Here is a 22,733-nt window from a genome sequence, read left to right on the forward strand (position 1 = left end):
ATACTGCGATGGACCATATCCTTTTATATAAGATTACCTCTGCGCACAATTACCGCCTGAAATGGTTTGATAACTAACGAAATGTGCATTAAAACCGTATACGTTGACTCAAAAGCCGATTTTTACATTTAGAACAATACGTTATTCCGATGTAAGGTCTCTTGGAAATCACGCTGCATTTCAGTGAATTTGACTAGTACGGAATTGAGAAAGGCCTCATCTAAACAACCTTCTAACTCGGCGATATCCTGTATTTCGTACTCTTCAATTTTGTAAGTCTGTTCAAGCAGACCCAGCTCGATTTTAATAATGTATTTGTTGTTCCACCGATAAACACCAATTTTGAGATCTTGATGAGGTATATCCTTTATGTATCTCATATTAAAATAAATAATCTAACATCATGAATATCAATACAATACTAACCGTTATACTAATTTTATTAGCTAATATAATTTTTAGCTGTGGAGGTCAGGAAAAGGAAGACGCTGCCGATTTTTTCCTGAAAGCCAATGTTTCTCTTACGCAAAACAATTATGCCGAAGCACTTCGGTTGTACGACGAAGCAATTGCCAAAAATGCAGATTTTTCGGACGCCTATCTTAACAAAGGGATAACTTTATTAAAAATGAATCGGGCGGAAGAAGCCTATGAGATTTTAACAGAAGCGATCACAATTGACCCTACACTCGTACAAGCAAATCTCGTAAGGGCGGAAGCTGGGTTAAATATCGGGAAGATCAATGAATCCCTTGAAGATCTGGCACAAATTGAAAAGGAATATAAAGACTCCTCCCGGTTTTATTTGATCAAAGGTGACCTCCTGAGTACAAGGGGAACGGATCAGCTTGCCATTGCAGAGTACGACAAAGCAATCAGCCTGGACAAATCAAATGTTGAAGCCTACGTAAACCGGGGAGCATTATATTATCGAATGAAATCCTACCCTGCCGCCAAATCCGATTTCGAGAAAGCGTTAGCCTTAGACTCCAGCCATCCGCAGGCACTGAACAATCTTGGGTTAATATTATCCAAAGAAAAGGATTGGCAGCGGGCGCTGGCCTGCTTCGACAAAGTGCTGAGCACTCAGCCAGACGATGCCTATTCCCTGAATAACAAAGGTTATGTGCTGCTCATGACGGGAGCTATGGAAGAAGGAAAGAGGCTGGTGGAGCGTGCACTTGATAAGCAGCCCCGCAATGGATATGCATGGAGAAACCTTGGTATATACTACACTCAGAAAAAAATGCCAGCGGAGGCACTCAAAAACTATTTGAAAGCTATCGACAAAGCCGAGCCGGTGGATCAGCTCTACGGACTTACAGGACAAGCGTATCTTGATAACAAGCAGATCGATGAGGCTTGCAAAATATGGAACCAGGGAGTTATTTTGAAGGATTCACTGGCGATTGACCTGGTTGCTAAGCATTGCCGATAAGGTCGCTTTTTACCGTCGCCTTCAATCCCTTCCACACCCTTTCATTTTCGTAAGGATCGGTAAAAATTTCAATCAGGCTTATTTTCGGAGCTTGCAGGAACTGTTTGAGAGTTTCTTCGAGCGACGACAAATCGGTAACGCTCAAATAGGTAATTCCTGAGTCCTCGCATGTGCGGCGGGCAGTATACGAATGTCTAGTTTCGAAAAATTCCTCCATTTCGGGCAAGGCACCTGGTCCGTCGATCATGCGGAATATGTTTCCCCCACCATTGTTCAGTACAACGATTTTGAGATTGTCAGGAAGTGGCGCTGCAAGCAGACCGTTTCGATCATATAGGAAGGCGACGTCTCCCACAATGAGCATCGTCGGTTTACTGTTCACGCGCGCAGCACCAATGGCCGTACTTACACATCCGTCAATTCCGCTCGTTCCCCTGTTGGCAAAGAGCTCGCTAGTTACAGATTCAGTAAGTAATACATTAACATAACGCACTGCCATGCTATTTGCTACATGTAACTGATATTCACTTTTTATATACCTAAATAGTAAATCTACCGATGTTAAATCATTTAACGATCTAAGATCATCCAGGTACTTGGCTACGCCGGTAGTACTGCGCGCTTCGAAGGCATCCCATTTTCCTATATTGGAACAGACATTATCAAAGTCCGTATTTTGAACAAACTGCTGATAATCAACCTGCTCAAATAATTCTTTAAAAAAATATGCAGGCTTTACAGGGATACTTTTTGTCAAAACCTGCATTGGATCTGACAAAACAGCAGTTTCTCCAATATGCCAATGTTGCTTCGGTGGATTTCGCCGAATGAATTGCTTAAATTCCTTTGAAAGGAATGACAAACCGAACGTAATCAGTAAATCTGGCCGTAACTCTGCGGCATTTTCCATTCCTAGAAACAGATCGTGCCGGCTGATTAAATGGGTTTTTAAATTTAGGTTAGATATACAATCACCCAAAACGGGAATCCCCCACTCTTCCGATATCTTCTCTAAACTTTCACTCAGTTCCGGATCATATCTCGCCTGCCCGCCTGCTATCAGCACGCTGCCACCATCCTCTAATTCTTCAATCATCTGGTGCCACAATTCAGTGGATAGCGTCGCATTCGTTTGTATCTTCTCAAAGACCCGAATATGCTCTGAGGGCTGAAATGCATCCGTTTCCTGCGGGTAAAATGGCTCTCTAATCGGAATGTTAATATGAACAGGTCCCCACGGCTGAGAGGAAGCAGATATGAGCGCCTCATTTGCAATGCGATTAATCGCCCACTGCACATCCTTGTGCCCATAGTCAGGCGAAATCTCAAACGATCGCTTTACGTGCCGTCCGTAAATATCAGCTTGATAAATAGTTTGCCCGTCGAGTTGGTGCTGCCATTCTTTGGGTCGGTCGGCAGTGAGAACGAGTAGCGGAATATGCTGGAAAAATGCCTCCGCTACTGCGGGCGCGAAGTTATACGCCGCACTGCCTGAGGTACATATTAATACCGTGGGCATATTCAGTTGTTGCGCGATTCCCAAGCCTATAAACGCTGCCGAGCGTTCATCCATACAGGTGTGCATTTGAAAGCCCCTGTGGCGAACAAAGGCCAGTGTTAACGCGGCACTGCGAGAGCCGGGAGAAACGATTACATGCCGCACACCATGCGCGAAGCATACCGAAGCTAAATCAATCAGAGGTTGTAAAATGGCCATATCAGAAACAAAAATAGCCTCTTATGAGGCTATTTTATCATTATAAATATTCAATATCTAAACTTACAATTAACCAAGGTAAGTTTTTAAAGCTTTGCTTCTCGAAACGTGACGCAATCTTCTGATCGCTTTTTCCTTGATTTGACGAACGCGTTCACGTGTAAGGTTAAACTTCTCGCCAATCTCCTCCAAAGTCATCGCATGCTCGCCATTCAAGCCGAAATACAATGCAATCACATCAGCTTCGCGTTGGGTAAGCGTACAAAGTGCCCTTTGTACCTCTTTGCGTAAAGATTCGTTAACCAAACCTGAATCCGGCTTGTCTTCCAGATCATTTTCTAAAACATCCAGCAATGAGTTTTCCTCACCCTGAACGAAAGGCGCGTCCATAGAAACGTGGCGACCTGAGATCTTCATGGTATCAACTACCTCAGAAGAAGAAATTTCAAGTACTTCCGCCAGTTCTTCTGGTGAAGGTTCGCGCTCGAAACGCTGCTCCAGTTCTGAAAACGTCTTGGATATTTTATTCAAAGAACCTACCCGGTTCAAAGGCAAACGTACAATACGTGATTGTTCTGCCAGTGCCTGTAAAATAGACTGACGGATCCACCAAACTGCGTATGAAATGAATTTAAAACCTCTTGTCTCATCAAAACGCTGAGCTGCCTTGATCAATCCTAAGTTTCCTTCATTGATCAAATCACCCAACGACAAACCTTGATTCTGATATTGCTTTGCAACGGATACCACAAACCTAAGATTCGCTTTTGTCAATCTTTCTAAGGCCAGCTGATCTCCATCCCTGATTTTTTGCGCTAATGTCACCTCCTCATCCGGCGTCAACAAATCCACCTTACCGATCTCCTGCAGATATTTGTCTAGCGACTGACTTTCACGGTTGGTAATTTGCTTACTGATCTTTAGCTGTCTCATCTATATCTCTTATTAAGTATGTTATATAACGACGTCAATAGTGTCTTAAAGAACCAACACTATTTTATGCATTTTTGTTCTCTGGCTTTGGCAACAATACCTTGCGTGAAAGGCGATATTTACCCGTTTTCTTATCGATTTCAACCAGCTTAACCTGAATCTCTTCGCCTACCTCAAGTACACCGTCCATAGTCTCCAGACGCTCCCACTTAACCTCGGAAATATGCAATAAACCGTCTTTACCAGGCAGGAATTCAACAAATGCACCAAACGGCATAATAGACTTCACTTTACCAGTGTATAGTTCGCCGATTTCAGGTACCAGAATGATGCCTTTAATACGGGAAACAGCCTTATCCATTGAAGTCTTGTCTGCTGAGAATATACTTACAAAGCCAGCGCCATCTTTTTCCTCAATAGAAACGGTAGCACCCGACTCTTTCTGAATATCCTGAACAACTTTTCCACCAGGCCCGATCACCGCACCGATCATATCACGGTCGATTTTGATCACAATGGCACGTGGTGTATGTGGTTTCAGATCCGCGCGGCTTTCTGTCATCGTCTTGTTCATTTCGCCAAGAATATGCAGTCTGCCCGCTTTTGCCTGCATTAACGCTTCTGTCAATACCTCAAATGAAAGTCCATTCACTTTCATATCCATCTGGCAGGCAGTAATACCAGCCTCGGTTCCGGTTACTTTAAAGTCCATATCCCCTAGGTGATCTTCATCTCCAAGAATATCAGAAAGAACCGCGTATTTTCCAGTTGCTTCATCTGAGATAAGTCCCATCGCAATACCTGAAACCGGCGCTTTGATCTTCAAGCCTGAATCCATCAATGCAAGTGAACCTGCGCAAACGGTAGCCATAGACGAAGAACCATTTGACTCCAGAATGTCAGAAACGATACGGATTGTGTAAGGATTGTCTTCTGCCACCGGCAATACTTTTTTCAATGCGCGCAGTGCCAGGTTTCCGTGACCAACTTCACGACGGCCAGGTCCGCGGTTAGGTTTTACTTCGCCGGTAGAAAATCCAGGAAAGTTATAGTGAAGCATAAACTTGCTGTACCCGTATTTCAAGGTAGTATCAACAATTTGCTCATCATTTTTAGTACCCAGTGTTACCGTAGTAAGGGATTGTGTTTCACCTCTCGTAAAAAGGGCCGAACCGTGTGCATTTGGAAGGAAATCAACTTCTGATGCGATCGGACGAACTTCATCCAGACGACGACCGTCCAGGCGAACTCTTTCGTCCAGAACCAGGCGACGGGATGCTTCCCAAACCAGGTCATTGAAATAACGTTTCGCAAGACCCTCTTTAAATTCAGGTGCTTCTTCTTCCGTTATTGTAGTTTTAAATTCTTCCCAAACCGCCTTAAATCCGTCTTTACGGGCATTTTTATTAGCAGAACCCAGCTTAGTTACTGCATATATTTTATCATAAGCAAATGACCGCATACGTGCTTCAACTGTTGCATCCGCATCGTCACCTACATATTCTCTTTTTTCAGTTTTGCCAACTGCCGCTTCGAATTCTTTCAAAGCAAGGCATTGTGCTTTAATAACTTCGTGTGCGATTTTGAGCGCTTCGATTACTTCTTCTTCCGAAACCTCGCTCATCTCACCTTCAACCATGGCGATATCGTTGTAAGTCGCACCGACCATCAGTTCCATCGTCGCCCTTTCAAGCTCGGCAGATCCCGGGTTGATTACGTACTCTCCGTCGATTTTAGCAACACGTACTTCCGATACCGGACCATTGAATGGGATATCAGATGCAGCCAGTGCAGCAGATGCAGCCAAAGCAGCTAATGCGTCAGGTAATGCAGTGTGATCCGCAGATATTAAAAGGATATTCACCTGAACTTCTGCATGATAATCGTCCGGAAATAACGGACGAAGTACACGGTCAACCAGGCGGCTTGTCAATACTTCGTGGTCCGACAGTTTACCTTCGCGTCTCTGGAAGCTTCCTGGGATACGGCCGGCAGAAGCAAATTTCTCCTGATAGTCAACCGATAATGGCAAAAAGTCCAGTCCTTCTCTGATATCTTTGTTAGCTACAACTGTGGCCAGCAACATGGTATTCCCCAGTCTGACAACTACCGAACCGTCGGCTTGCTTCGCTAATTTTCCTGTTTCGATAGTGATTTCCCTGCCATCAGGTAAGGGTATAGTCTTAGTAACTATATTAAAAAGCATAGAATTTTGATTTTTGTAGCTGTGAAACGCCGTCCTGACGTTCCGATGATTTTCTAAAGTCCGCAAAAAATCAGGGAACTTACATGTTACTGAAGTTCCCTGATTTTGAATTACTTACGTATGTTCAATTCGACGATAATCGCACGGTAGCGATTGATGTCATTTTTGTAAAGATAGTCTAGCAATCTTCTGCGCTTTCCTACCATTTTAAGAAGACCAAGACGCGTATCATTGTCTTTCTTGTGCGTCTTTAAGTGCTCGTTCAAATAGTTGATGCGGTACGTAAATAAAGCAATTTGTGATTCAGCCGAGCCGGTGTCTCCGCTCTCTTTTTTAAAACCTTTTGATTCGAAGATCTCGCTCTTCTTTTCCGCGGTTAAATACATGATTGTAACAACAGATTAAATAAATATGAAGTAATTGACAGCGCCTTGCCGCAAATAAGGTTGCAAAAGTACGATTTTGCAGTGATATTAAAAATATAATTTTACTATGATTGGATAAGTTCCTTTTTGCCGAATCTACTTGCCCACTGTTCTTTAATTCTTTTCACGAACATCAGATACACATCTTTATCAAACAAACTGGAGTCGCTTCGGGCACGGTCAATGAAATATAATCCGGCTAATAAAAGAATAGTATTGGCCATCCATGCTCCTAGTGGGACTGCCAGCAAACCTTCCTTCACCCACTTATCTCCCTGGTTCGTCAAAACGTACAATAGGATAAAAAACAAGATTGAAACCAATACAGGTACACCAAATCCACCTTTTTTGATGATTGCTCCCAGCGGTGCGCCGATCAGGAACATGATCAGACAGGAAATTGCATTGGTATACTTATGGTGCTTTTCCAGTTCGTACCGGTTTGCGTCTTTCAGTTTCGTTTGAAGGTAATCGTATTGTGTCTTCGTATAGCTTAGCATACTGCCGGAGGCACTTTTCGCATTCTGAAGGATATCTTTTTTCAGACTATCAGATACCGGTTTCACCAGCAAGGAATCAATCCACGCGCCTTTCTTAATTGTTTTATCTGTTCCCTCCCTGTAATTATAGGAGTAATATTGCTGGCTGCCTGAAACCAGATTCTTCTTTGTTTCTACATAAGAATTCCGAAGTGAATCCGCCGTACTGGTAAGATCTGTGATATTCTTCATGAATTCGTGGTACTTGAATTGCCCTTCATCGGTACGTTTCATGCCGAATGAAGCCAGACTTTCCGTAAGCCGGTAATGCTTGAACGAATTCCTGCTGAAATTGGAAAAAGCTTTGGTTGAACCAGTTGGGGCAGAAATGTATACCGGCCTGGCATTTCCCGAAGCGGCTTCATCCGTATACCTGGTCCCGTTATAAAGTTCGATAACCAGGTAACGGTTATCATTAATGGAATACATTCTTCCGGAGTCGGCAAGGATAATTTCGGTATTACCGAATTCATAAGAACGGTTACTGTGCTTATAAATGACCATTCCTTTTAACCGGCCGTTCTCTTCCTTTTTATCTACTTTAATGCTATATCCGGGCAGATCATTATAAAATATCCCGTCCTTGATTTTGAGCGTCGCTTTTGTAGTTTTAATATCATACAAAAGACTATATCCCTTCAAATTTGCCCATGGAGACACCCGGTCGTTGAAAAAGAAGGAAAACACACTGATCCCGAAAGTCACGATAAAAAGTGGCAACATCGTGCGTACAACCGAAATCCCTGCACTCTTAATGGCTGTAAGCTCAAAGAATTCACCCAGGTTACCGAATGCCATTAATGAAGATAGCAACGTAGCCAGCGGCAATGCAGTGGGTACGGTGATCAGACTAAAAAAGAAGAATAACTGGGCGTAATCTGTAATTCCCAGGTCTTTGGAGACGAAATCATCAATGTAAAAAATCATGATCCGCATTAGAAAAACGAAAACCACGACCGACATTGTAATTACAAATGGCCCCCAAAACGACATTAAAACAAGCTTATCAAGCTTTTTCATCAACTACCTACTATATCTCTAAGATTATGCATAAATCCATCCCACAACGAAGCAAGCTCATCCCGGTCCCGGTTGGGCGAATAGTCGCTTACGCGCAGGAACGTTGCCTGAGTTAACTCACTTACCTCCAATTTCAGTTCCAGGTAGTTGTTATCAAGATTGTCGTCACTTGTATTTTCAAAATCAAAACGAACCGATTTATTAATTCTAAGACTGGTTTGTCTGGCAATATGGCTATCACCGTCCCACTGGAAATCAAAGCGATGATCGGGTAAAACGGTGACTTTTTCGGCAAACCACTGTTCCAATCCGGAAGGGGTCGAGATATATGGAAAGAGCACTTTGGGAGAGGAACGCAATTCAAACTCAGTAATAAATTTATATTTTTCCATATGAACTACTATTAAAAAGGGTGTCCCAGTCAGTTCCTGCCGCATCGCTGACTTAAAAGTTGTAATATAGCATAAATCAAGAATAAAAGCCTGTAAAGATAAATTTTGAGCAACGCAGAATTCAGAATTTCTTCGTCATTTTTAAAGAAAACGTATTGTGTCATTAAATTATTTAACATACTTTTGCACCACGTTAAACGGCGGGGTAGCTCAGATGGTTAGAGCGTAGGATTCATAACCCTAAGGTCGGCAGTTCGATTCTGCTCCCCGCTACTTCGATTTTCAGACATCCTTCCAGGGTGTCTTTTTTATTTTCTGCCTGCTCCGAGAATTAAAATCCCAACGTTTCAGTTTAACCATCTAGGTAAACCACCTATTCACCCGAACTGTATGAAATTATTGTTACAATATCTCAGCCGCTATAAATGGCTGATATTGCTCGCTTTGCTGATGGCGTCAATCAATCAGGTTTTTTCCCTTTTGAACCCATATATCCTAGGTAACCTGCTCATAGATCCGTACGCGAATAAGGCAGACTATTTTCGTAAAAACGGCCTCGACGACGCGTTTTTCAAAGGTGTCCTAACAGGCTTGCTGCTGATCATCGGAACCGCGATGGTCTCCCGGATCGCAAAAGCCTTTCAGGATTATCTGGTTAATGTTGTGATTCAAAAGTTTGGGGCTAACCTCTATACCGACGGGCTCCGGCATGCGTTGCGACTTCCTTTCCAGGATTTCGAAGATCAGCGCAGCGGCGAAACATTATCCGTTCTTCAAAAAGTACGGGCCGACTGTGAGAAGTTCATTATGAATTTCGTTAATGTGCTCTTTACTACATTGATAGGAATCGTATTTGTAGTTATCGTTGCATTCAAGCTGAGCCCGATGCTGCCGCTGATCTACCTCGTAGGATCCATTGTGCTGGCTATACTGACGAGCGTTTTAAGCCGCAAGATTAAGTCCATTCAAAAGAATATCGTCACCGAAACCACCGCGCTTGCCGGTTCAACCACCGAATCGCTGAGGAATATTGAGTTGGTAAAAAGCCTTGGACTTACCCAGCAGGAGATCGGCAGACTCAATACTACTACCTTCAAAATCCTCAAACTTGAACTTAAAAAGGTAAAAAGCATTCGTTCAATCAGCTTTATACAGGGTACGTTCGTGAATTTCCTGCAGCAATGCATCATGTTTGCGCTGCTGTTTTTCGTCTTCCGCGACCAGATTACCGTCGGACAAATGATGATGATGCAATTCTATTCCTTCTTCATTTTCGGTCCTTTGCAGGAGTTGGGGAATGTAATAATGTCCTACCGCGAGGCCGAAGCGTCTTTGAATAACCTGCAAACGTTACTGGCCCGGCCCATCGAGCAGAAACCTTTGCATCCCGAGACGATCGGAGAAATTGAGGTTCTGGAGTTCAGTAATGTCAGATTTCAGCACCAGTCGGCAAACAGGCCCGCATTAGAAAATATCTCTTTCAGGGTTAAACGTGGTGAAACGATCGCATTTGTAGGACCGTCGGGCTCTGGTAAAACGACGCTGGTAAAGCTCCTGGTTGGACTTTATCCGCCTATTGAAGGAAGTGTTTTCTACAATAATCACAACGGTAATGCCATTGATTTTGACGAGATCAGAAACAAGATAGGCTTTGTGACGCAGGATACGCAGCTTTTCTCCGGTACTATCAGAGAAAACCTGCTTTTCGTTAATCCGACTGCGACCGACGAAATGATCCAGGATGTGTTATTGAAATCGGCTTGCTATAATCTTTTGTCAAGAGCTGAAAATGGCATTGAAACCGTGATCGGTGAAGGTGGTTTGAAACTCTCAGGCGGTGAGCGTCAGCGACTTTCAATCGCGCGTGCTTTGCTGCGGAACCCCAACCTGATCATATTCGACGAAGCAACTTCCGCCCTGGATTCACTGACCGAAGAAGAAATTTCCAATACGATCCGCAGCATTACCGATCAGCGGCAGCATATTACCGTCATGATCGCGCACCGGCTCTCGACAATCCTTCACGCCGATCGCATTTACGTATTAGAAAAAGGAAAGATCATTGAAACCGGCACGCATTCATCGCTTCTGGATGAGAAAGGTTTGTATTATGCTATGTGGCGGCAGCAGATCGGTGAGCGTAAAGACGAGCAGGTGGTACACGCATAGTCGCATTTCACTGCGCATTCCGCAAGTTTCAGGTTTTAGCAAAATAGCGGTCAGGGTAATTTTGTCAAAATAAATATTGGCGACAAAACATTCTGCCCGTGGAAAATCCTGAAACTATTGACTGGAAAACTATTGAAAATGAGCTGAACACAAAAGGTTACGCTCGTATAGAGCGCGTCCTGACCAGTGACGAATGCGATACGCTTTCCGGCGACTATGAGCATGCGGCATTGTACCGCAAAACCATTTCCATGGAACGGTATCGTTTTGGGTTAGGTGAATATAAATATTTCAATTATCCCCTACCCGGCCTCATTCAGCAGCTCCGGCAAAGCTTTTACCCCAGGCTCGCACCAGTTGCAAATCTATGGATGCAGCAACTGAACCTGCCCCACCAGTACCCGGCGGATTTTCATACTTTTCAGGAAACGTGTCACGCACGGGGACAGGATAAACCGACCGCGCTCATCCTCAAATATGGCGCAAGCGGACATAATACATTGCATCAGGATCTTTACGGAGAAGTATTTTTCCCTATTCAGATGGTAATTTTTCTGAATCAGGCTGGCGAAGATTACACAGGCGGCGAGTTCGTACTGACACAGCAAACGCCGCGCGCGCAGTCAAAAGCGATCGTGTTGAGACCAAATAAAGGTGATATTCTTTTATTCACGACCAATTTCAGACCAGTAAGCGGCAGTCGCGGATATTATCGTGTTAATATGAAACACGGAGTAAGTGAAGTGCTGTCGGGCGAGCGATTTACATTAGGTATCATTTTTCACGACGCTTTAAGCTGATATGATAACCCATTCCCAAATCGGCACCGAATCCTTTGCTACGAGCAGAAAACTGTACCGCCTCATCGCAGACGGTGCTATTGCCTTTGGCGGTAACAAAAATTTGAAAATATACGGGCTGCTAAACTGCAAATCGGGAAGGAGAATGACGCAACGAAACAGGAATTTCTTCCAGTCCGAACAGGAGGCGCTGCGAAATGGCTACCGGCCTTGCGGACATTGTTTGCGGGACAAATACCTCAAATGGAAGAACTCAGGCAGGTTCGCGGACAGTCAGACTTCGCCATAAATAAAAGACCAGGTAACTTTCCCAGCCCGCATACTGCGCAAAAAGTGCATTGATCTTCTCAATCTCTTTTCTGTCCTGAATGATATTGTGGTTGGCCAATGCATTCAAAAGCCCGATATCACCAAACGGAATACCCTGCGGCTCGCGCAGGCATTTCATCAATGCGTAGTTTGCAGTCCAGATCCCGATTCCTTTATGGGCCGTCAACGCCTTCTTCCTTGACTCGAAGTCGGGTAGATCGATAATCATCTCTTTGCTGAGTGCGCCGGAAGCAAATGCCTTCGCAATCCCGATCATATAGTCCGCTTTCTGGCTCGAAAACTGGATCGCTTTCAGGTCTTCTTTACTCACCTCAGCTAATATTGCAGCCTCTGGAAATACATAATAGCTCACACCGTCCCGTGTAATGCTTTTTCCAAATCGCTCTACCAGCGCGCGTTTGACCTTATAAGCAAAGGAAAGATTGATCTGCTGACCGATGATCGACCAGCAAATCGCTTCAAAAAGGTTAGAAATGCCGATCAGGCGCAGCCCTTTGTAACGGTCAGTCATGTAGGCGAGCCGGCCGTCGGTTTTAAGCAGGTCGTAAAAGGGTTGAATAGCATTGTCCATATCAAACCAATCTTTCACATAAGCGACCAGATATTCTTTTCCATCTGCATCAATATCCCCTTCCAGCACGTCCAGTTCAAGAAAAGCGCCGTTTTCAGTGACTTTGATCAAAACCATTTCACCTTTCACTTCCAGTGCTTTGTAAATGCTATCCTGCCTGATCTCGTGCAGACAGTCGTCGTAATTTCGGTTGAGGAACCAGAGACATTCCTGAAAACTAAAAAGCGCAGGAATAGGAATTAAAATCGTATCAGTTTTTAGCATTGTCGAAGATAAAGTAGTGCCAGCGCACGTAAAAGCCGTTTCTTGCTGAATTTATCAATGCACGATCTTGAATACCAGCTCTCTCAAAAGCTCTCCTTCCGGGATCGTCACACCGTCCAAACCCTTCATCCGGCCATCGCATTCGCGCAGATAATGAATGATATTGGCGACTTTTGGCAAGGGATAATTTCTGCAAGCGGTAACGTAATCTTTCACGAAATACGGATTTACACCCAGCTCGGCCGCAAGTCCTTTTTCCGACTTATCCGCGCTTTTGTGTACCAGTAGCAATTTGGAGTAAAAATTATATAGAATAATAAGAATAGGCGCCAGCGGGTTATCCTTTGAATTTGCAGAAAAATAACTGGCTATCTGATTGGCTTTCAACACATCACGGACCATTAATGCTTTCTGGAATTCAAAAACATTATATTCCTTGCTAATCCCTACAAATCGCTCCACCGCCGCCGCATCGATTCCCTCGCCGGCTTTCAGATTCACCATTACCTTCCTGATCTCGTTCGAAAGTCGTTTCAGATCGTTGCCGATATTGTCGACCAGCATTAAAACCGCTTTCGGACTGATTTTCACGCCTTCATGCTGACAAAATGAGGTAACCCAGTCCGGCAGCTTGTTATCATACATTTTCTTGGAAGGTACCACCGCGCCATTTGCATGGATCGCCTTGATATAAGCACGCCGCTCGTCGGCATTTGCATGGAAGCAAAACACCAGCACAGTGCTGGGAGCCGGATTTTTAGCATAGTCTTCCAACCGGGCGAGCTGATCCTTTTGCTCGATACCGCCCAGTTTGTTTGCATCTTTAACTAAAACAAGCTGCTTTTCCGACATAAACGGAAATCTCCGAGCGTAGCTCAAAACGCCGGTCACGTCGGTATCTTTTCCATACAATACAAACTGATTAAAACCCTTTTCCGACTCCGGCACAATGCGTTTTTCGAGTTCCTCGGCAATCGAGTCGATATAATAGGGTTCGTCACCGTGAAGAAAATAGATAGGAAGGTATTTTTTCTGTTTGATATCTTTGAGAATACTATCGGGAGTATGTGCCATTTGTGTAATAAAATCTGAATAAAAGTAGCTTTAATGCGATTGTCAGGCAGCCTGCTCCTCGATGAATCTTGCTGCACCTTTCTGTAATTGTGGAAAGAACAGCAAAAACTTCTCGTAGTAAAATGCTTCGTTCTCCCGTAAATCCAGGCCAGCCAGCCGGATCGGTTCCAGGTAAGCAGCGCGGCGGGACAGGCGCTGAAATGTGGTATCAATCCCTTCAAAGGTCGCGTACCCAGTCAGCCAGTCCTGCCGGATCATTGCTCTCACCATCGGGATCATTTCCCCGGGGATCAGGTATTCGTTTTTCTCAATGGTGGAATAGGTCGCGTGCGCATAAACGAATAGCGGATCCGGGTGATAATCAGCGAAATGCTTCGCCAGAAAGTAGTCAAAGTAGATATCTGTCACGATTCCCGCCAGCCGGCCCATTGCCTTCGCCGCTACAACTTTTGCCGCACGTACCTCTTCGTGCGTGTCTGTGAAAGAATCAATAAAGCGATGCAATTTGAGGCCAAGCACGTATTCCGAATTCCAGTTTTCTGTCTTGGATTCGGTCAGACGCCCTTTCACAAAATCGCCCACATAATTTCCCATCATAGTCCCCTCACGCTCCCCAGACAGCAAAATATGGGCTAAAAAATTCATATCAATTAATTTTTGAAGAAAATTGCCGTAGGTTTGCTACTACTCCTTTTATGGAACAATTATTTTACAACAACATTCATTTTAATCAAACGAACAAATGAAAGTCGAAAAAAATAACGTCGTCGCGTTAACATATAACTTACAAATTCCTGATTCCGACGGAGAAATGGATGTTGTTGAAGTCGTTAACGAAACCGACCCCATGTATTTTATCCACGGCATCAGCGGATTGCCGGAGGGATTTGAAAATCAGATAGAAGGTTTGTCCGCCGGAGATACCTTCGATTTCACCGTAGAAGCAGAAGAAGGCTATGGTGAATACGACGAAGAAGCGATTGTAGAGCTTCCAAAAGCGGTTTTCCAAATGGAAGATGTGAATCAGGACGAATTACTTCAGATCGGGAACATCATTCCTATGACCAACGAAGATGGTGAAAGAATGCATGGACAGGTTGTAGAAATTAAAGGCGACCTGGTTGTAATGAACTTCAACCACCCGCTCGCAGGTAAGGATATGCATTTCTCCGGCCAGATCCTCTCAGTACGCGAAGCAACACCAGAAGAAATCAGCCACGGACACGTACATGGAGCTGGTGGTGTGCATCATCATTAATTTTGAATGATTGAATGATTGAATGATTGAATATTTTTAATGAATAAACATTCATTCATTCAATCATTCGGTCATTCAATCATTAATACTGCTCCACCTCTACGCCAAACCTCCTCAAAAACTCCACTCCTTCCTCTATTGCGATCCCCTTATAGGCTGCGTAGGAATGTAGGAAAATTACTTTTTTGATCTTCATTGTATAGATTACCCTGGCGCAGGCAATGCAGGGGGCTAATGTTACGAATAAGGTCGATCCCTCGATATTTGAACCGTTTTTTACTGCAAACAAAATTGCATTCTGTTCGGCATGCAAGGCCAGCGAGCAGCTTCCTTTTGCGTCTCTCGGACAACCTACTCCCGGAAATTCTTCGTCGCAATTGTGCGTTCCCGCCGGCGGACCGTTGTATCCTATTGAAATAATTCTCGTATCTTTTGTAAGCACGGCGCCGACCTGGGCTTTGATGCAATGGGAACGTTTGGCCAGATTTTTTGCCAATTCCATGAAAATGTCATCAAATTCCGGCCGCAAATTCGTTGTAGGTAATGTCATTCGGTTTACTGTAAATAATTTATACAAACTTAGATAAATGACCGCTTGTTTCAACACAGACCAATACTATGATACGCCGGTTTTTGCTTTCCATATTACTTTTTACCAATCTGCTGGCAGCCCAGGCGCAGCAGAACCGGATCACGCTGAACCTGTCCCGGGATCCTGCGGGTTTGTTCAAATCGTATAAATTTTACATTCAGGAAGTGGAAGATAAAAGGCTACTACCGGGCGCAGGGCTGGGAAAAGTGATCGCCTTAGGGAAAGAGGTACCCGTTTCACTGCCGGCAACTGCGGAAAAGGAATTGTTCAGTTACTGGACTTTCCTGGCCCCCAAAAAAGATCCTTCTCACCTGCCGCTTTACGTCACTATAAAAGAGCTGTCGCTTAATGAAAAAAGGGTTGGTCCGAATAAAGTGACGGGCGAGGTGAAGCTGAATGTAAAATTTCGCTGGTACCGCGATATGGAGCCTGTTGAGCTTACTGGCTACCTTACTTCCGCGACTTACACCCGCCCCGAACAGGATTATGATTATCAAAAGCTCGTCAAGCAGCTGCTCGACCAGTCGTTGGCGCATTTTCAGAAATGGATGGTGAGCAATACGGGCAAGAATCCGGCTCTTGCGAGAAATTTGGTGTTGGTTTTCAAAGAGATAGTGAATGCATCCAGCGAGGATACCGTTTTCTATTCTCCTAAAAGACCACTGATCTGGGACGATTTCAAAGTACGGACCGGAAAACCGGGCAGCAGATACGCGGCTGCCGTTTTTACAAGTTTCGGCTACGAGGGTCGCTCCTACCCGAAGGAAAACGATCTGGTTGTAGAGATTGGGTTGAAAACTTTTATGGTCAAAAGTATGTCCTGGGGCCGACCGGAATCGCGGAATGCGGGAACATTACGCCACGAACAGATCCATTTTGACATTACGCGGCTGGTAGTCGAAAAATTTAAGGAGCGGCTTCGGAAGGCGGATCTTACCATTCAGGATTACGACAGCGAAATCCAATACCAGTTTTTGGAAGCATTCCGGGAAATGAACCGCGACCAGGAACAATACGATGGCGAAACCGGCCACGGGCTGAATGCAGGCGCACAAGCTGCATGGGACAAGAAAGTTGCGGCGCAAATCGCGGCAGTCTACGAAGTTCAGTGAGGTTTTGTGGAAATAAATATGGTCTCGCCGATCTCCCGCGTAACCGCATAGTTTTTGACATAAAAATCAAATGCGTGCGTGTCAGATTTGAAAGTTTCGTCACTTACCAGGTACAACTTATTTCCGTACTTATAGCTTCCTACGGTATGTTTGGGGATATTAAATGAAATAGTTTCGGTTATTAAATAAGACTGTATGCTAGTCGAAACAGAGAGCGTAATGAAAGCAAAAGTCAATGCAAAACCGTATTTCAAATACTGATATTCCCTTTTCTCATAAGCTACCCAGATCATCAGAAAAACAGCATAAAGCAATACTGTTTCGATAAATCCAAGATTAACGTTCTCAATCAGATAACCTGGCAGGTTTTTCGGAATGCTGGCCGAGATATTAGTCAGGTACGCAGACCAGTCGACGACTTGATTAACAAGCCATTGCAGCCAATCCAGATTTGTAAAGGAAACTAAAAGCAAAACAAGCGCAGCAGGCAAAAGTATATTGGTAAATGCGATCACGAAAGGATTGACCAGCCAGAAATAGGTTGGAAACTGGTGGAAATAGAAGATACTGAGCGGAAAAGTTGTCAGCTGAGCCGCAAATGCGAGCGCAGAAATTTGCCAGATGATCTTAGTACATCGGTTCGCAGGGCTAAAAATTGAATAGATCGGCTCGTAGAACAGAAATATCCCCGTCATCGCCAGGTAAGACAGCTGAAAACCAACATCAAACAATGCAGACGGATCGAAAAGCAAGATGAGCAGCGCAGAAATGCCCAGCGTATTCATCGAATAATGCTTTCTGCCCGAAACCTCAGCCAGCACGAACACAATGCACATAATCATCGCCCGCTGCACGGAAGGAGAAAAACCGGTTGCCAGCGCGTAGAAAACCAATAGCAGCGTAATCATGCTAACGTACAAGAACTTCCCGTAGCGCCACTTTTTAAGCCAGCCAAGCACCGTCGTGATCATCAAAAAGATAATAGCGACGTGCATGCCGGATACCGACAGAATATGGACTGAACCCGAGGCAATGTAATCGTCAGTCTGCTCCGCCTGCAAATCGTCTCGCCGGCCCAATAGCATTGCTTTCACCAAACCATAAGAACGATCGTCGGGCAGATTTTCGCGGAAACGCCTATCAGCCCAGTCCGATATACCAGTGAGCCAAAGTCGGAGCGATGGTGCACTGGAAGATGCGTGATTTACAGCAAACGATCCTTGCCTTAACTGATCAGTCCACAAAATACCCTTGTTCCGCAGATACTTTCGGTAATCAAACTGTTCAGGATTCATAGCAAGGAAAGGTCGTTCGAGCCTTCCCTTCACAACGATTTTGTCGCCGGGTCGTGGAATTTGTTCAGCGTGGGCCGGGATATTGATAAGCCCTCTCGCCGGCATTGAAATCCATAATTCGTTTTCAAGAACCCTTGTGATCTCCACTTCAAAACGTACCGTTTTCTGGCGTTTTTCAGGCAGACTCGCGATAACCGCTTCATAAGCAGTGTAATGTGAATTTTCAAAAGAGTCAATAATAGCATTGCGACTCTCCTCCGCAGCAACACGGCAAAAGGCGCCAAGGCAGATCAGAGAGAACCATATTGAAACGCTCGTTCCTCCTTTGAGCTGAAACCGGTAGCAAAGAATGGACGAAATAACTGCAATAGTGAGCAGTACAAGCGACGATATCTCCGAGAAAATTTCACACGAAAAGAAAAAACCGCCCAGCAGGATACCGGCGATAAAGAGCAGCACAAAGCCGACAAACGGCACTTTTGAAAACATATTACCTCACGTAAAATTTCTTGGTCAGCGACTTTGAGGCTGTCTCGACTTTATAGAAATAAAGCCCGCTGGGGAGATTTTTTACGTTGAGCGATGTTCTGTTAACTGTGTCTTGAATGACTTTTTGGCCTCTCTGGTTAAAAACGCTGACTGTGAATACTTCATAGCCGGGCGTGAAAATGCTTGAAAAAAGTGTTTCCTGTACCGGATTTGGATAAATATTCACCAATAGGTCTTCGGTAGTGATCTTGGAAAATTCAACCAGCTGTGCCCTTCTCGGACTTAGTTCGAGTATTGCGTGCATCCGCTCCATCTGGCCATTTGTGAAAACGCTCATGCACGCATCGGGAGAATAATCCATGTAATTTTCGATCATATTGCGGGTTGTGACACCGCGACATTGAGAAAATACCGGGGTGCATTCCACGTCGGTAGTTTCATTTTTAGTAAAAGCAGTTGGCGTGTCTGCAATATGATCCGTTCCGCAATCCCGGTCGCCCCAGATATGGATCAGTCCGAGCCAGTGACCGACCTCGTGGGTAGTTGTTCTCCCCAGATTATAAATGCGGCTCGTAATCGCTGGTGCATTTCTACCAAAATACCTGTAATCAATGATCACACCGTCCGTAAGCGCGTCTGTTACTTCGTCTTCCGTGGTCGCCAAACCGCGCGTCAGGTCATTCAGCTCCGTAACTACCGGAAACTGGGAAGTGCCTAAGTATCTGTCATTCAATTTACAAACCCATATATTCAAATAACGGTTGGTAGACCACGCAGGCGAAATTTCGGCTAATTGCTCCGCGTCAGCGATCGGACTGAACTGAGCTTTTGCATTATAAGTCCGTACAACGGTCACCAGTTTGAACCGGATCCGTGTATCAACGGCCAGTGAATCCGTATAAAATCCTTTGTAGCCGGAGGTATTGCTGTAATCCTCGTTCAGAACTTCAATCTGGCTCTGCACCTGCTGGTCCGTAATATTCGCATTACCAGCCCCACCGAGGCTGTTATTTTCTTGTGCGTGTATAACGTGAACAACGACGGGAATCGTGATGATCTCATCCGCATTGCTCCGACTATTAACCCTGCTGCGGCTGATATGCTGCTGGATTACTGTTTCCGATTGTTGTCTCAATTTCAAAAGAGCGGGATTTCGGGACATTCTCACAGAATCCTGCTCAGTGGTCGCGCAGCGGATCAATGCAGCATCAGGTAACTGCGCCACTGAAAGTGAGGCAGTACCTAATACCAGCAGTAAAATGATGAGCCAACTATTGCTCTGATTTTTCATAAGCAGCCAAAATATCCTTAACCAGGCGGTGCCTTACCACATCGGAACCATCGAGTTCAACAAAACTGATGCCCTTTATCCCCTTCAAAACTGTCAGCGAATCGATCAGACCCGATTTGAGGTTCTTGGGAAGGTCGATTTGTGATTTGTCACCGGTGATAATGGCCTTTGAACTCGGCCCCATACGCGTCAGAAACATTTTCATCTGCATTGGCGTCGTATTCTGGGCTTCATCCAGCAATATAAAAGCATTATTTAAAGTCCGCCCGCGCATGTAAGCAAGTGGCGCAATTTCGATCGTGCGGCTTTCCAGATAGAGTTTCAGCTTTTCAGGCGGGATCATATCGTCGAGCGCGTCGTAGATCGGCCGAAGGTAAGGATCTATCTTTTCTTTCAGGTCTCCGGGCAAAAATCCCAGGTTCTCGCCAGCCTCTACGGCCGGACGTGTAATAATGATCTTCTTGACTTCCTTATTTTTCAGCGCCCGCACAGCGATTGCGACCGCGGTATAGGTTTTCCCCGTTCCCGCAGGACCTACTGCATATACGAGGTCATATTTAGCAGCCTGCTCGACTAGGAGCCGCTGATTTGTGGTTTTGGCTTTGATAACCAGCCCTTTATTCCCGTAAACGATTACATCATCGTCATCCTCGCCACCGGCTACCGGCGTTTTCGAAATCCCATTCAGATACCCTTTTACGTTATCATTCGTGATTTTACCGTACTTCTGATAGTGCGCAAGCAGTGAATCCATTACATCCGTAATTCTGATGATCTCCGGCGCTGTGCCCTGGATACGGATTTCGTTGCCACGTGAAATGATCTTGCTTTCCGGGAAAGCTGCGGCAACTTCCTTAATATTCACATTATGAATACCCAAAAAGTCCACCATTGAAACGTCTTCGAGCGTGATGATTTTTTCCAGCAAATGAATCAAAGTTTAGTGTTTACCTATTTGTTCTAAAATTTAGTAATAATACCAACATTTATAAAACGCATAAAGAGAATTTCCAATTTCAAGATGGAAAAAACTTTGCAAAAAACACCATTTCCCGGGCAACTCTTTCATTATCAGAGTAGCTGAAAAAATAACCTTTTTGAGAAAAAAATATTGAGCGAACTTCCCGGCTCTTTCTTTCGAACGCGCCCCGCATTGCGTAACTTTGTTTTCCTATGGAAAACGAAAAAAGCCCCAATAACCAGTCGAGACAAGGCTCCAAATCCGGTGCATTCGCAAAGAAACCGTACGGCGCCCGAACCCCGTCTATGGATCAGAATATCAGCAAGTTACCACCACAGGCTGTGGATATGGAAGAGGCTGTACTGGGTGCTTTGATGATCGAAAAAGATGCGTTGACAGCAGTAGCTGACATCCTCCGGCCCGACAGTTTTTACAAAGAGTCGCATATCCGCATTTACAGCGCGATCATTACGCTTTTCGCTGATTCAGAACCGATTGATATGCTTACCGTTACTGCCAAACTGCGCAGTACCGGAGAACTCGAAATGATCGGCGGCGCGACTTATATTATGCAGCTGACGAGTAAGGTTAACTCGGCGGCCAACATCGAATTCCATGCAAGGATCATTTCCCAGGCTTATATTAAAAGGGAGCTGATCAAAATCGCCTCCGAGATCCAGCGCGACGCGTTCGAAGAAACTACGGACGTTTTTATGCTGCTGGATAAAATGGAACAGAACCTGTTTCAGATCTCGGAATCCAATATCAAGAAAAACTACGCTGACATGGGCGCGCTGATGCGGCAGGCATTGGCTGAACTTGATCAGAAAAAGAATAATAAAGACGGTTTGACGGGCGTTCCGTCGGGTTTCAGTGCATTGGACAGACTTACTTCCGGCTGGCAGAAAACTGAATTGATGATCCTCGCGGCTCGTCCGGGTATGGGAAAAACGGCATTCGTCGTTTCCTCACTCCGGAATGCAGCGGTGGAATTTAATATGCCGGTCGCGATATTCTCCCTCGAAATGTCCTCGGTACAGCTTGTAAACAGGCTTATTTCGGCCGAAGCGGAGATTGACAGTGACAAGATCAGAAAAGGCAGCCTTGCCCCGCACGAGTGGGAGCAGCTTCACCACCGCATTCACCGCCTTACCAATGCCCCTATTTTTATCGACGACACCCCTGCCCTCTCCATTTTGGAATTACGGGCAAAATGTCGCCGTTTGAAAGCGCAGCACGATATTCAAATGATCGTGATTGACTATTTGCAGCTGATGACAGGAGATACTGGCGGCAAGGGTGCGGGTAACAGGGAGCAGGAAATTGCGATGATCTCACGGTCGCTCAAGAACCTTGCAAAAGAATTGGATGTACCGGTAATCGCACTTTCGCAGCTAAGCCGGGCAGTTGAAACGCGTGGAGGAGAAAAGAGGCCCCAGCTTTCAGATTTAAGGGAATCCGGTTCGATCGAGCAGGATGCAGATATGGTATTGTTCTTGTACCGTCCTGAATATTATGGCATTACAGAGGACGAAGCTGGAAATTCGGTTGCGGGAATTGGTGAAGTAATTGTCGCTAAAAACCGGGCTGGATCGCTGGATACAGTTCAACTGCGATTCATCGGAAAATATACCAAGTTTACGGATCTGGATTCAGGCTACACGCCAGCCCCGTTCACAGTCGACCGCCCCATCCAGACCAGTAACCCAATCGGCTCATTCGAAAGCCAGGCCAATCCATCATCAGCGGGCGGCACATTAAGGAGCCGCGCAAATGACCTGAGTAACTTTGATTACAAAGGGCCGGATAGCGAACCGCCGTTTTAATGCCCCTGAATCTATTGTATTAAATACCCCT

The 22,733-nt window shown here is 45.0% G+C and carries 20 protein-coding genes and 1 tRNA gene; 8 read left to right on the top strand and 13 right to left on the bottom strand.

The genetic code is table 11. The features are described from left to right. Window positions 1-403 precede the first annotated feature (403 nt). Window positions 404-1,438 (top strand): tetratricopeptide repeat protein, encoded by a 1,035-nt coding sequence (locus KOD92_RS09040; RefSeq protein ID WP_215233214.1) that lies wholly within the window; start codon window positions 404-406, stop codon window positions 1,436-1,438. On the opposite strand, the gene menD is transcribed toward KOD92_RS09040, so the two are convergent. From menD to KOD92_RS09070, 6 genes are all read right to left on the bottom strand, one after another. Beyond that, the gene (gene menD, locus KOD92_RS09045) at window positions 1,422-3,155 is read right to left on the bottom strand and encodes a 2-succinyl-5-enolpyruvyl-6-hydroxy-3-cyclohexene-1-carboxylic-acid synthase (RefSeq protein ID WP_215233215.1); all 1,734 of its coding nucleotides are present in this window, start codon (window positions 3,153-3,155) and stop codon (window positions 1,422-1,424) included. The genes KOD92_RS09040 and menD overlap by 17 nt on opposite strands. 69 nt (window positions 3,156-3,224) lie before the next feature. After that, the gene (locus KOD92_RS09050) at window positions 3,225-4,088 is read right to left on the bottom strand and encodes a sigma-70 family RNA polymerase sigma factor (protein WP_015810559.1); all 864 of its coding nucleotides are present in this window, start codon (window positions 4,086-4,088) and stop codon (window positions 3,225-3,227) included. A gap of 64 nt (window positions 4,089-4,152) precedes the next feature. Further along, complete coding sequence (gene pnp / locus KOD92_RS09055) at window positions 4,153-6,294, bottom strand: polyribonucleotide nucleotidyltransferase (RefSeq protein WP_215233216.1); 2,142 nt, start codon at window positions 6,292-6,294, stop codon at window positions 4,153-4,155. A 110-nt stretch (window positions 6,295-6,404) separates the two neighbouring features. Further along, a complete protein-coding gene (rpsO, locus tag KOD92_RS09060; protein ID WP_215233217.1) occupies window positions 6,405-6,680 on the bottom strand; it encodes a 30S ribosomal protein S15 in 276 nt (91 codons plus the stop codon). Window positions 6,681-6,784: 104 nt separating this feature from the next. Beyond that, window positions 6,785-8,278: an LptF/LptG family permease gene (locus KOD92_RS09065; protein WP_215233218.1), complete on the bottom strand. Its 1,494-nt coding sequence runs from the start codon at window positions 8,276-8,278 to the stop codon at window positions 6,785-6,787. Further along, a complete protein-coding gene (locus KOD92_RS09070; protein WP_215233219.1) occupies window positions 8,278-8,670 on the bottom strand; it encodes an START-like domain-containing protein in 393 nt (130 codons plus the stop codon). Before KOD92_RS09070 ends, KOD92_RS09065 begins: the two co-directional genes overlap by 1 nt. Before the next feature lie 199 nt (window positions 8,671-8,869). On the opposite strand from KOD92_RS09070, the gene KOD92_RS09075 reads away from it, so the two are divergent. From KOD92_RS09075 to KOD92_RS09090, 4 genes are all read left to right on the top strand, one after another. Beyond that, window positions 8,870-8,943: transfer RNA gene (locus tag KOD92_RS09075), tRNA-Met, on the top strand. A 117-nt stretch (window positions 8,944-9,060) separates the two neighbouring features. After that, complete coding sequence (locus tag KOD92_RS09080; RefSeq protein ID WP_215233220.1) at window positions 9,061-10,839, top strand: ABC transporter ATP-binding protein; 1,779 nt, start codon at window positions 9,061-9,063, stop codon at window positions 10,837-10,839. 98 nt (window positions 10,840-10,937) lie between these two features. Beyond that, on the top strand, window positions 10,938-11,639 hold the full coding sequence (locus tag KOD92_RS09085) for a 2OG-Fe(II) oxygenase (protein ID WP_215233221.1): 702 nt from the start codon (window positions 10,938-10,940) through the stop codon (window positions 11,637-11,639). Window position 11,640: 1 nt separating this feature from the next. After that, window positions 11,641-11,928, top strand: a complete 288-nt coding sequence (locus KOD92_RS09090) for an Ada metal-binding domain-containing protein (protein ID WP_215233222.1) — start codon at window positions 11,641-11,643, stop codon at window positions 11,926-11,928. Here KOD92_RS09090 and KOD92_RS09095 read toward each other — a convergent pair. The 3 genes from KOD92_RS09095 to KOD92_RS09105 are packed head-to-tail and all read right to left on the bottom strand — an operon-like array spanning window position 11,893 to window position 14,523. Beyond that, window positions 11,893-12,804 carry a DNA-3-methyladenine glycosylase family protein gene (locus KOD92_RS09095; protein WP_215233223.1) on the bottom strand — a complete coding sequence of 304 codons (912 nt, stop codon included), beginning with the start codon at window positions 12,802-12,804 and terminating at the stop codon, window positions 11,893-11,895. The two genes, KOD92_RS09090 and KOD92_RS09095, sit on opposite strands and share 36 nt — an antisense overlap. A 54-nt stretch (window positions 12,805-12,858) precedes the next feature. Beyond that, window positions 12,859-13,878 (bottom strand): DNA polymerase III subunit delta, encoded by a 1,020-nt coding sequence (gene holA / locus KOD92_RS09100; protein WP_215233224.1) that lies wholly within the window; start codon window positions 13,876-13,878, stop codon window positions 12,859-12,861. Window positions 13,879-13,920: 42 nt separating this feature from the next. Next, window positions 13,921-14,523 carry an acyl carrier protein phosphodiesterase gene (locus KOD92_RS09105; protein ID WP_215233225.1) on the bottom strand — a complete coding sequence of 201 codons (603 nt, stop codon included), beginning with the start codon at window positions 14,521-14,523 and terminating at the stop codon, window positions 13,921-13,923. Between the two features lie 97 nt (window positions 14,524-14,620). Here KOD92_RS09105 and KOD92_RS09110 point away from each other — a divergent pair, with 97 nt between their 5' ends. Continuing rightward, window positions 14,621-15,136: an FKBP-type peptidyl-prolyl cis-trans isomerase gene (locus KOD92_RS09110; RefSeq protein ID WP_215233226.1), complete on the top strand. Its 516-nt coding sequence runs from the start codon at window positions 14,621-14,623 to the stop codon at window positions 15,134-15,136. A gap of 82 nt (window positions 15,137-15,218) precedes the next feature. Here the strand turns inward: KOD92_RS09110 and KOD92_RS09115 are convergent, their stop codons facing one another. Beyond that, entirely contained in the window at window positions 15,219-15,686 is a 468-nt protein-coding gene (locus tag KOD92_RS09115; protein WP_215233227.1) for a deoxycytidylate deaminase, read from the bottom strand. 68 nt (window positions 15,687-15,754) lie between these two features. Here KOD92_RS09115 and KOD92_RS09120 point away from each other — a divergent pair, with 68 nt between their 5' ends. Then, a complete protein-coding gene (locus tag KOD92_RS09120) occupies window positions 15,755-16,840 on the top strand; it encodes a DUF922 domain-containing protein (protein ID WP_215233228.1) in 1,086 nt (361 codons plus the stop codon). Here the strand turns inward: KOD92_RS09120 and KOD92_RS09125 are convergent. From KOD92_RS09125 to KOD92_RS09135, 3 genes are read right to left on the bottom strand one after another with little or no spacing between them, the layout of a single operon-like run. Beyond that, window positions 16,834-18,624 (bottom strand): ComEC/Rec2 family competence protein, encoded by a 1,791-nt coding sequence (locus KOD92_RS09125; RefSeq protein WP_215233229.1) that lies wholly within the window; start codon window positions 18,622-18,624, stop codon window positions 16,834-16,836. The genes KOD92_RS09120 and KOD92_RS09125 overlap by 7 nt on opposite strands. A gap of 1 nt (window position 18,625) precedes the next feature. Further along, window positions 18,626-19,915 (bottom strand): M43 family zinc metalloprotease, encoded by a 1,290-nt coding sequence (locus KOD92_RS09130; protein WP_215233230.1) that lies wholly within the window; start codon window positions 19,913-19,915, stop codon window positions 18,626-18,628. After that, window positions 19,896-20,843 (bottom strand): PhoH family protein, encoded by a 948-nt coding sequence (locus KOD92_RS09135; RefSeq protein WP_215233231.1) that lies wholly within the window; start codon window positions 20,841-20,843, stop codon window positions 19,896-19,898. The genes KOD92_RS09130 and KOD92_RS09135 overlap by 20 nt, the downstream gene beginning before the upstream one ends. A gap of 245 nt (window positions 20,844-21,088) precedes the next feature. On the opposite strand from KOD92_RS09135, the gene dnaB reads away from it, so the two are divergent. Continuing rightward, on the top strand, window positions 21,089-22,702 hold the full coding sequence (dnaB, locus tag KOD92_RS09140) for a replicative DNA helicase (protein ID WP_215233232.1): 1,614 nt from the start codon (window positions 21,089-21,091) through the stop codon (window positions 22,700-22,702). Window positions 22,703-22,733 lie beyond the last annotated feature (31 nt).

The organism is Dyadobacter linearis, from assembly GCF_907165045.1.
Classification (GTDB): domain Bacteria; phylum Bacteroidota; class Bacteroidia; order Cytophagales; family Spirosomataceae; genus Dyadobacter; species Dyadobacter linearis.